Source organism: Pseudomonas sp. 2VD (assembly GCF_005503585.1).
Classification (GTDB): domain Bacteria; phylum Pseudomonadota; class Gammaproteobacteria; order Pseudomonadales; family Pseudomonadaceae; genus Pseudomonas; species Pseudomonas aeruginosa.
Genome location: NZ_SCND01000229.1, coordinates 1 through 9,972 on the forward strand (window position 1 = coordinate 1; position 9,972 = coordinate 9,972).

Below are 9,972 nucleotides of genomic sequence, written 5' to 3' on the forward strand. Positions count from 1 at the left end.
GCAATGGCGATGGGGATGGCAATAGCGGCGGCGATGGTGACGGTTCTGGTTCCGACGGCGGCGCTGGTAGCGATGGCGGCGACGGCTCCGGCGGGGGCGGCCTGAAAGAGCCGAAGCAAGGTTCCTTCGACAAGACCATCAAGGAATACGACGACGCCATTGCCAAGGCGCAAAAGGACTTCCAGGAACTGCAAGGCAAGTTCGAAAGCGTCCTCGCTTCCAAGTTCGATATTCACCTGGGCACTGGCGGCGGCTCCCTGCCGTGTTGGGACTTTACCGCCCTCGGCCAACGCTTCGACGTCTGTCTGACCGAATACGCCAAAGAACTCTCCGTCATCCGCTACGTGGTGCTGTTCATCGCCGCGATGCTGGCCGGATGGATCGTTTTCTATCGCACCTGAGGAAACGCCATGGATATTCCCTTTCTCTCCGACATTCTCGCCTGGATGCAATCCCTCTGGGACTTCCTCTACAGCGGTGTCTATGACTTCGTCACCGACGCCTTTGTCCTGCTGACCAAGATGGCCATCAAGGGCTGGTTCGAGATGCAATTGTTCGTCGCGGAAATCGGCTACAAGGCCTTCAAGGAGGTCGTCGGCGGCATCGGTATCGGCTCGACCATCACGTCCTATTACTCGTCCCTGGACGGCGACCTGCGCTCGCTGCTGGCGTTCTTCGGCCTGCCGGACGCGGTGAACATGATCTTCGCCGCCATCGGCACGCGCTTCTCCATGTCCTTCATCCCCTTCATAGGTAAGTGACATGGCGATCAAGATTCATCACGGCCCGAACGGCTCCTACAAGACCTCCGGCGCGATCCAAGATGACCTGATCCCCGCGATCAAGAAGGGCCGCGTCATCATCACCAACGTGCGCGGCCTGACCCGCGAACGGATCTTCCAGGTGATGCCGGAGACGCCCTCCAGCTGCGACGTCATCAACCTCGACCTCGAGGACCTGGATGACATGGAAAAGATGCGCACTTGGTTCATGTGGGCGCCGCGTGGCGCGTTCATCATTTTCGACGAAACCCAACTGATTTTTCTGAAGTCCTGGCGCGAAGCCGACCTCAAGCGCTTCGACTTCCCGGACGGCCCGGAAGCAGCCAAGGCAGCCGGGCGGCCCATGGGCTGGCTGGATGCCTGGACCCGGCACCGGCATTTCAACTGGGACATCATCCTCACCACGCCGAACATCGCCTATATCCGCGACGACATCCGCATGACGGCGGAAAAGGCCTATCTGCACTCCAACCTCGCCGTCATCGGCATTCGGGGCCGCTACAAGGAAAGCCAGCACTCGGCGCAGGACAACAAACCACCGGCCCGCGACGTGATCGTCGAGATCAAGAAAATCCGCCAGGAGACCTTCGCCCTCTATGAATCGACAGCCACCGGCTCCGTCACCGACACCATCGCCGGCAAGAGCCTTTTTAGACAACCTAAGATTCTTCTATTCATGGCAATTCCGGCCCTTGCTATTGGGTCTGTGGTTTATGACGGCGGACCTCGTTTGCTCATGGGCGCCCCTGTATCGCCGCCTGCTGCTGGAACTGCTGCGCCTGCTCAAGCCGGTCCTGCTGTGGGTACTGCGCGTGCTACTGGTGCGGCTGGTCCTGATGCTGCTGATGATGTACCTGGGCACGCAGGCGTTCCGGGCGCTGCTCCTGTAGGTCATCCCTTCGCCGGCCGCGACTTCATCGTCAAGGCAACCCTGCTGTCCGCCTCCGGGCGCCGCACCTATCTGTTCGCCGTCCGGGGCCAGGACGGCAGCGAATTCACTCTCACCGATCGCGACCTGACCGACACCGGCTATGCCGTGGTGCCGCGGGGCAACTGCGCCGCGGAACTGAGCTTCAAGGGCGGTTGGTCCGGCTATGCCGCCTGCGCCGGGCGTAGTGCCTTGGGCAATGCGCCGCCGGCTCAGGCCGCCGCGCCGAACGTGCCGCCCGCCGCCGCGAACGGCGCCGCCGTGCGGGTGACGGTGGTTCCTGACACCAGCCGCTTGCCGCGCTCGATCAACTGAGGGGGAGCCGATGAACTGGACAAGCTATTTCGCCGCCCTGGGGCTGGCGTTCCTGGCCTATCTGGCGGGCTTTTTCTTCGCGGTGGCGGTGACGCCGACGGGGCCGGTATGGCCGCTGTAGCCGGCCTGGCCGGGGCGCGCGCGAACGGCTCGTCTCGGAGTGAGCAAGCGCCACGGCGGGGCCGGCTGACGCCCCTGTAACACGTCGGATAAGCCACCTATTGCGGTTTCAATTCGTACCAATTTGGATCGTTAAAGATGAAGAAAATCAGCCATCAAATTCGCGTCAGTATCGAGTCGGACGGTCAGGTCTTGGAAAGCCCGAAAGGGCGGTTGTTCTTCGACGACACCACGGCTCAATTCACCGACCTGTCAGGCGTGCGCATTCTGCGTTGCGGCGTGGATACGGTGCGGCAGTTGTACAACGGCAAACTCCGGCCGGAAGTCATGGCGCTGTTTGACCTCTCGGTGGATGTGGTCGAATTCGCCGGCTACGAATGGTCCAAGGGCCGCATCGGTCGCGACTCCGGCTATCAGTACCGCCTGCAGAACGCTGAAATGGGCCTGATCCTGCTGATCAAGAACCACAACATCAAGGTCGATACCCTCGGCTCGCACCTCAAGATCGAGGTATCGCCTCACGCCCTCGATGGCGCCGATCCGCGCATCCTCCAGGGCGTGCTGGATGATTTGGCCGCTGCCGTGCTGAGTCACTGCGAAACCAACCAAGCCGCTGTGCACATCGCTCTGGACGTACAGGGCTGGAAACCGCCTCGCGATCTGGTGGACCGCATGCATTGCCGCTCGCGTCGGGTGCGACAAATCAGTGGTATCGAGCGGATCGAATTCGACGGCAACGCCTCGGTCTACGGGCGTGGCGAGACGTACATGTTCGGCTCGGCCAACGGCCTGCAACTGTCGATCTATAACAAGACCCTCCAGGCTCGGGCCACCGACAAGCTCGACTATTGGGAAAGCGTGTGGGCAACCCTGAACGGGGATCCGTTCGGCGATGGCGACCCGGCCTATAACCCCCTGGAAACGGTGTGGCGGCTCGAATTCCGATTCCATCACTCCATCGTCCAGCAGTTCTCCGAAGGCTCGCGCATGGCTTCGGGGGAGGTCATCGGCTGCCGCACCTATGAGGGCCTCTGCCCGCACCTGCAAGGGCTGTGGAACTATGCCTGCGAAAGCTTCAAGCTGCTGAGCCGGACGGCGGTCTACGATCCGTTCTGGAGCCTGATCAGCCAGGACGCCCGCGTACAGGTCGAGTGCGATCCGCTAATCGAGCGCACCGAGTATCGACGCTATTACAAGACCGCCAAGGGCTTCAGCGGGCGCAACTGCGAGATGTTCCTCGGCCAGTTCGTGAGCCTGATCGCGCGGGAGCGTGTCCCGGCAAAAAAGGCTATTGAGTCCGCCCGTAAACTGGAGTTCTGGCACGTTATCGAAGACCACTATCTCGCCAAGGGTTGGACTCGTCGCGATCTGGAAAGGCACATACACAAGCTGATGTGTGATCGGTATCTGCGGCGGGGGTATGCCGTCTAATGTCGATCACCAAGCTCCCCGATGGCCGTTGGTTCGTCGATGTAGAACCGATCAAGGGCAAGCGCTTTCGCAAGCGGTTCAAGACCAAGATGGAGGCGCAGCAATTCGAGGCCACCGCGCGTCAGAAGTGTGCGGAAAACCCCAGTTGGACGCTCAAGCCGAAGGACCGTCGGCGTCTCTCGGAGTTGGTCGAACTCTGGTATGAACTGCACGGCCAGACCCTGAGCAACGGGCATCGTTGCGTGGCGATTCTGCGGTTGGTGGCAAAGGACCTGGGCGACCCGGTCGCTGTCTCCCTGGAGTCTGCGAAAGTGGCTCGGTTGCGTAGCCGACAGATAGCCAATGGCATGTCGGGCAAGACCGCGAACAACCGTCTTGGCTACCTCAAGTCCATGTACAACGAATTGCGCCAACTCGGCGTCATTGACTATGAGAATCCGGTAGGGCGCATGCGGCCGCTCAAGCTTCAGGAAAGACCGCTGTCGTACCTGACCAAGCATCAGGTGTCCGAACTGCTTACGGCCCTGGATGCGCGCACCACGTCGCCACATCCGAAGATGGTCGCTCGTATCTGCCTCGCGACAGGGGCCCGATGGGGTGAGGCTCAGGCGCTGACGCCGGAACGTCTGAAAGGTAATGCGGTGATCTTCGCCAACACCAAGTCCAAGCGTGTGCGCTCGGTGCCGATCTCGGAAGAATTGGCCGCCGACATTCGCCGGCATTGGCAGACCCACGGGCCCTTCACGAACTGCCTTGGCGTGTTCCGCCTAGTGCTGCTGTCGACCTCGATCAAGCTGCCGAAGGGGCAGGCCAGCCACGTACTGCGCCACACGTTCGCCAGTCACTTCATCATGAACGGCGGGCACATCGTGACCCTACAGCACATCCTGGGGCACGCCTCGTTGTCGATGACGATGCGATATGCGCACCTCTCCCAAGACCACCTATCTGAGGCTGTTCGATTCAACCCGCTCATAGGTTGAAGGCTGCGGGGGTCGACAGAGGGAAAGAAAAATAGACTTGAGATGGTTCAAATTCGGTCTGAATTCGGATTATGATGTTGGAGCCGACGGTAGACAGACTGCCGACGCGCGAATCCCACTCGTCGCCTGGATATGGAGCGTGGTGGAGTTCGAACACCGTAGAACCTGAGTTCCAGGCCTTAAGTGTTCCCACAGCAATGGAGGTACCGGCTCATGCGAGTCGAGACAATTAGTTATTTGAAACGTCATGCGGCTGATCTGGATTTATCCGAGCCAATGGTCGTCACGCAGAACGGTGTTCCTGCCTATGTGGTTGAGTCATATGCTGAGCGGAAGCAGCGCGATGAAGCAATTGCGCTGGTGAAGTTGCTTGCGATTGGCTCCCGCCAGTACGCAGAAGGCAAGCATCGCTCTGTTGATGATTTGAAAGCTCGCCTTTCCAGGAGGTTCGCTCAGCCAGAATAAGGAGGTTTAATGTCCCCGGTCGTCATTCGTTTTACTGATACCGCAGAGCAAAGCATCGAAGACCAAGTCCACCACTTGGTTCCATTCCAAGGTGAACAGGCTGCATTCCAGTCAGTACTGAGCCTTTTGGATGAGATTGAAGAGAAGATTTCACTTGCACCTAAAGGTTACCCAGTCAGCCAGCAGGCGAGTCTTCTGGGGGTGCTGAGCTATCGCGAGCTTAATACCGGCCCCTATCGTGTTTTTTACGAATTCCACGAAGAGCAAGGCGAGGCGGCAGTGATCTTGGTTTTGCGACAGAAGCAGAGCGTTGAGCAGCAATTGATCCGCTACTGCTTGGTGGGGCCAATCGAGTGATGGCTTTCTACTCCTGAGCATGTAGCGCTGAATGCGCCTCGACACTTCTTCGACACCTTTCCTTCCCCCAAAAAGCAAAGCCCCCGAAACGCTAGGCATTTCAGGGGCTTGGCAGGGTGATTTGGAGCGGGCGAAGGGAATCGAACCCTCGTCATGAGCTTGGGAAGCTCAGGTAATGCCATTATACGACGCCCGCTCGGATGGCTTTTGCGGCCAGGGCGCCTTTTTACCAGATGCGCGGCGGCAGGTGAAGCCCGGGGTGGGGTTTTTGTTGATTTCGCTGGGTTTTTCCGCCAGGGGAGCGGGGCTCCCCGTGGCGGTGGCGGTTAGCTGGCGAGGGCGGCGAGGGGGACGCTGGCGCCGTTGGGCTGGGGGCGGTAGATCGGGTTGAGCGGCTGCGTGCGCTGCGGGCGGAGGAAGGCCAGCAGGGCGTCCTGGGTCTGTTGCCAGGCGGCCTTGTGCTCGACGTCGATGAAGTGGCCGGCATTGCGGATGGTGTGAAATTCCGCGCCGCGGATCAGTTGGCCGAACTGGCGGGCTTCGTGGGGCGTGGTGTAGATGTCCAGCTCGCCGTTCATGAACAGCACCGGGATCTCGATGCCGGCGAAGCTCTCGGTATAGCTATCGGCGTTCAGGCGCAGCACTTCGCGGATATGGAAGTGCATCTGGTGGTATTCGTGCTCGTCCAGGCTGCTGACGTGGCGGAAGTTGTAGCGCTTGAACAACTGCGGCAGGTAGCGGCCGATGGTTTCGTTGACCAGGTTGCCGACCTGGGTGCGATCGCAGGCGGCGAGGTAGTCGAGGCCGCGATGCAGGTAGTCGAGCATGGCCGGGTTGAGCTGAGGCGAGAATGAGTTGACCACCGCCCTGCGGATCCGTCCGGGACGCTGCGCCAGGGCCAGCAGGGTGGCGACGCCGCCCCACGAGAACGACATCACCACGTCGGCGCGGAAGCGTTCGATCAGTTCCAGCAGGATCCTGGCCTCGCATTCCTTGCTGATCGGCGTGCGGTTTTCGTTATGGGGTTTGGACTGGCCGGCATACGGCTGGTCGTAGAGCACCACGTTGTAATGCGGCTGCAGGTACTTCACGGTCTGGGCGAAGGACGCTGTGGTCGACAGCGAGCCGTTGACCAGGATGATGGTCTGCTGCGCCGAGGGGTTGCCGTAGAACTCGGTGTGAATCCTGTATTGCCCGTGGATCTCGATGATGGCTGTTTCCGGCCTCATGTCGCTTCCTCCTGGAATCGTTCGATGGGAACGCGGCGACCTGCTTGTCGCGGCGAATACAAAATGCTCATGGGCAGATGAAAGCGCCTCCCAATGACAGTTGAATGTCATTCGGATGGATTTAATAAACTTTTAATTTTCAACGACTTACAGGCAAATAGAGTTCGTCCGAAACCCTTTCGGGTCTTGGCGATGCGGCTATTGGCCGGGCAGGAAAGGCCGGCGCCGAAGCGCGGGCAGTCACGCGGGCTTTCTTGGAAGTCGTTTGTGACCGATCGGTCACAACGTGAGCGTCAGTTAAGCAGCCGGCGTGCCGGGCTGCAAGCCCTGTTTCGCTTGTGGATGGGGGAAGAAGGGAAGGAATCCGACGAAATGCCGCCGGGCAAGCGCCGATGCCGCGATTTCGGGGGGCCGGGAAGGAGAGGGGCGGCGCGGCCGCCGCCCCGGTGGTTCACTTGAGCAGGCTGGCGATGACTTCCGGCGTGCGTGCCGCACGTGCCACGGCGCAGCTCTGCGGAGCGAGGAAGCGCGAGGTTTCCAGCCACTTCGGCTGTGGGTAGTAGGCGAACACGTAGCTGCCGCGCTTGAGGGTGTTGATCAGCCGGGCGGCCACGGCCGGGCGTACCGCAGGGCAGCCCTGGCTGCGGCCCAGGCGGCCGAGCCCGGGAACCACCCTGGGATCGGCGTAGGCGGCGGAGTGCATGACGATGGCGCGTTCTTCGCTCTTGTCGTTGAAACCCGGCTCCAGGCCAACCAGGCGCAGCGACTGGCCGTGCTTGCCGGTATAGAGCTGGCCGGTCTGGAACAGCCCGATCGACGACTGGTAGCTGTTCGGCCGGTTGGAGAAGGAGGTGGCGAGGTCATCGCCGCTGTTCTTGCCGTGGGTCACCCACTCTTCGAAGAGCAGCTTGCGGGCCTTCAGGTCGAATACCCAGAGGCGCTTGTCGCGCGACGGCCGCGAGTAGTCGATCACCGTCAGCAGGCCGTTGTCGCCACCCTGGCTCGCACTCGCGCAGGCATAGGCGGTGAGGGCCAGTTCGAGGGTCGGCAGGCTGGCCTGGGGAGCGAGTTTCTGAAGGTCCTTGGCGGAGGGAAGTGACATGGCGAACACCGGCCCGCTGGCCAGTGCGCAAAGGGTGGCGCCCGCCAGGCTCAGCCTGCGCAGGGCGGCACGGAGGAAGGTTGGCATACGAGCAGTATTCCCATCGGTTCAGTGTGGTTTTTACCGGATGAGAGGCATTGTGCTCGATTTTTGAACAACTTGCCGACTACTTTTTAAGCGATTTCGTCGGATTGTTCGGTGTTTCCGTGGCGATCACCGTGAAATCGGAGTCGCTGTGGGTGTCCCGGGTTGAGGCCCAGTCGGTGATCACCAGGGTACTGCCGACGTCCATGGCGCTCAGCATTTCGCGGACGAAGGTCGGGTCCATGCGGATCTTGCCCAGTTGCTCGGAGGGTGTCAGGCCCTGTCCCGGGTTGCTCACCTGGACCACCGACCAGCGCAGGTTCGGCGAGGTCTCGCCGATTTCGTCCAGGGTCGGCTTTTCCAGCAGCGAGAACACTGCCATGCCGGTTTGCGGGCGTGCCGGCAACTGCACCGGTGCGGTGCCTATGCGCAGGCCGCCGCGGTAGACATAGGCGCGCTGGTCGGCGCGGCTGATCAGCACCGACAACGGACCGCGCTCCGCGCCGGGGTCGTTCCAGGCGATCTCTCCGGGCTCTACCGGCAGCGTCACCGGTCGCCCGTCCGCTACCGTCGGCGCCAGCAGGCCGGGGTGGTCGACTTCCTTCGGCGCGCTGCTGGCGTTGGAAATGATTACCGTGGTGGAGCTGAATCCGGTGATGCCGTAGAGCTTCTTGGCGAACGCCATGGGCAGGCGGATGCAGCCGTGGGAGGCGGGATAGCCGGGCAGGTTGCCGGCGTGCAGGGCGATGCCGTCCCAGGTAAGGCGCTGCATGTAGGGCATGGGCGCGCTGTTGTAGAGGTCGGACTTGTGGTCGACGCTCTTTTGCAGGATCGAGAACACTCCGGTCGGGGTCTCCCGGCCCTTCTTGCCGGAGCTGAGGGTGCTGACCCCGATGGCGATACCGTTGCGGTAGATGTAGGCCTTCTGTTCGGTAAGGCTGACCACGATGGTCACCGGTCCCTGCGGGGAAACCTCCGGGTACCAGAGGTACTCGCCGGGCTTCATGCTCTTCAGCCGCGCCTTGATGTCGGCCGGCGGCAAAGGCGCGTTCGCTGGGCTGGCGGGCGCCGCGTGGAGGCTGCCGACGGCGAAGGCCAGCAGCAGTACGGCAAGGGATCTTTTCATCGGCGCTTTCTCTTGCTCCATGCGGGAAAGGCTGTCGCTCCGACAGACGCCATTCAGCTTAGCGTCGCTCGCGACGGCCGGCCAAACCCCTGCGGTCCGGCCTCTTTCGGTGGACAGGCGGCGGGCGGCGGGGTTTCACACCGAACAGATTTCTTCAGCATTCAGGGGGCGCCAGGCACCCGGCGGCAACTGCGGGTCGAGACAAATATCGCCCATGCGCTCGCGGTGCAGGCGCAGCACCTTGTTGTCGAAGTGGCCGAACATGCGCTTGACCTGGTGATAGCGGCCTTCGTGCAGGGTCAGGCGGGCGCAGCGTGGGCCGATCGGTTCGAGCTGCGCGGGGAGGGTGATCAGGTCTTCGAAGCGGAAGTGGAGGCCGGCGGCGAAGGCATCCACGTAGCGTTGGTCGATGGGCGCCTCGGTTTCCACGTAGTAGACCTTGTCGCGCCGGCTGCCCGGCAGGGTCAGGCGGCGCGACCACTGGCCGTCGTTGGTCAGCAGCATCAGGCCGGTGGTGTTGTAGTCGAGACGACCGCCAATGTGCAGGTCGTCGCGCTGGTCTTCCGGGAACAGGTCGAGGACGGTCGGGTGTTGCGGGTCGCGGGTGGCGCTGACGCAGCCCATCGGTTTATGCAGCATGTAGTAGCGCGCCGGCTTGCCAGCCTGGAGCAGCCGCTCGTCCAGTTCCACCCGGCTGAAGACACGCACTTCGTGGGTGCCGTCGCGCACCACCTGGCCGTCCACGCGCAGGCGTCCACCGGCGATCAGCATCTGCGCGTCGCGGCGGCTGAGTTCGGGCAGGTTGGCGAGGAAGCGGTCCAGTCGCATCAGTCGTCGGCGTCGGGCGGCAATAGTTGCGCGCAGCGCGGGCAGAGGCAGGCACGGCGGCGCAGCTCGGCGGGAATCCGCTCCAGTGCGGTCGCATCGATTTCCGTGGTGAAGCACCAGCAAGCCTGGGCGGCGCTAGCGGGATCGGCCAGGGTGCAGCGGTTGGATCGCTGGCACAGCGGGCAGCGGCCGGGGTCGATTTCGCTGTTCATGGCGCGGTGG

General features: G+C 62.1%; 11 protein-coding genes, 1 tRNA gene and 1 pseudogene. 7 read left to right on the plus strand and 6 right to left on the minus strand.

Translation table 11 applies throughout. The annotated features are described in order from the left end of the window. The 7 genes and pseudogenes from FFS27_RS21705 to FFS27_RS21735 all read left to right on the plus strand — a co-directional run. A pseudogene (locus FFS27_RS21705) lies at nt 1-401 on the plus strand (hypothetical protein); the annotation flags it as partial. Nucleotides 402-410: 9 nt separating this feature from the next. Beyond that, nucleotides 411-761, plus strand: a complete 351-nt coding sequence (locus tag FFS27_RS21710; protein ID WP_003133726.1) for a DUF2523 family protein — start codon at nt 411-413, stop codon at nt 759-761. A 1-nt stretch (nt 762) separates the two neighbouring features. Beyond that, nucleotides 763-2,025: a zonular occludens toxin domain-containing protein gene (locus FFS27_RS21715; RefSeq protein WP_033953311.1), complete on the plus strand. Its 1,263-nt coding sequence runs from the start codon at nt 763-765 to the stop codon at nt 2,023-2,025. A 258-nt stretch (nt 2,026-2,283) separates the two neighbouring features. Beyond that, complete coding sequence (locus tag FFS27_RS21720; RefSeq protein WP_003123045.1) at nt 2,284-3,576, plus strand: hypothetical protein; 1,293 nt, start codon at nt 2,284-2,286, stop codon at nt 3,574-3,576. After that, complete coding sequence (locus tag FFS27_RS21725; protein WP_034014422.1) at nt 3,576-4,559, plus strand: phage integrase; 984 nt, start codon at nt 3,576-3,578, stop codon at nt 4,557-4,559. The genes FFS27_RS21720 and FFS27_RS21725 overlap by 1 nt, the downstream gene beginning before the upstream one ends. 213 nt (nt 4,560-4,772) lie before the next feature. Next, complete coding sequence (locus FFS27_RS21730; protein ID WP_003114155.1) at nt 4,773-5,024, plus strand: type II toxin-antitoxin system Phd/YefM family antitoxin; 252 nt, start codon at nt 4,773-4,775, stop codon at nt 5,022-5,024. A 9-nt stretch (nt 5,025-5,033) separates the two neighbouring features. Then, nucleotides 5,034-5,381: a type II toxin-antitoxin system RelE/ParE family toxin gene (locus FFS27_RS21735; protein WP_031638390.1), complete on the plus strand. Its 348-nt coding sequence runs from the start codon at nt 5,034-5,036 to the stop codon at nt 5,379-5,381. 122 nt (nt 5,382-5,503) lie between these two features. Here FFS27_RS21735 and FFS27_RS21740 read toward each other — a convergent pair. From FFS27_RS21740 to FFS27_RS21765, 6 genes are all read right to left on the minus strand, one after another. Beyond that, nucleotides 5,504-5,577: transfer RNA gene (locus tag FFS27_RS21740), tRNA-Gly, on the minus strand. Between the two features lie 130 nt (nt 5,578-5,707). Next, complete coding sequence (gene phaG / locus FFS27_RS21745; protein ID WP_003085447.1) at nt 5,708-6,610, minus strand: (R)-3-hydroxydecanoyl-ACP:CoA transacylase; 903 nt, start codon at nt 6,608-6,610, stop codon at nt 5,708-5,710. Nucleotides 6,611-7,061: 451 nt separating this feature from the next. Then, nucleotides 7,062-7,799, minus strand: a complete 738-nt coding sequence (locus FFS27_RS21750) for a murein L,D-transpeptidase catalytic domain family protein (RefSeq protein ID WP_021264273.1) — start codon at nt 7,797-7,799, stop codon at nt 7,062-7,064. A gap of 79 nt (nt 7,800-7,878) precedes the next feature. After that, nucleotides 7,879-8,922 carry a L,D-transpeptidase gene (locus tag FFS27_RS21755; RefSeq protein WP_021264274.1) on the minus strand — a complete coding sequence of 348 codons (1,044 nt, stop codon included), beginning with the start codon at nt 8,920-8,922 and terminating at the stop codon, nt 7,879-7,881. A 135-nt stretch (nt 8,923-9,057) separates the two neighbouring features. Beyond that, the gene (locus tag FFS27_RS21760) at nt 9,058-9,750 is read right to left on the minus strand and encodes a pseudouridine synthase (protein WP_015503463.1); all 693 of its coding nucleotides are present in this window, start codon (nt 9,748-9,750) and stop codon (nt 9,058-9,060) included. Next, on the minus strand, nt 9,750-9,962 hold the full coding sequence (locus FFS27_RS21765) for a cysteine-rich CWC family protein (RefSeq protein WP_137952207.1): 213 nt from the start codon (nt 9,960-9,962) through the stop codon (nt 9,750-9,752). Before FFS27_RS21765 ends, FFS27_RS21760 begins: the two co-directional genes overlap by 1 nt. Nucleotides 9,963-9,972 lie beyond the last annotated feature (10 nt).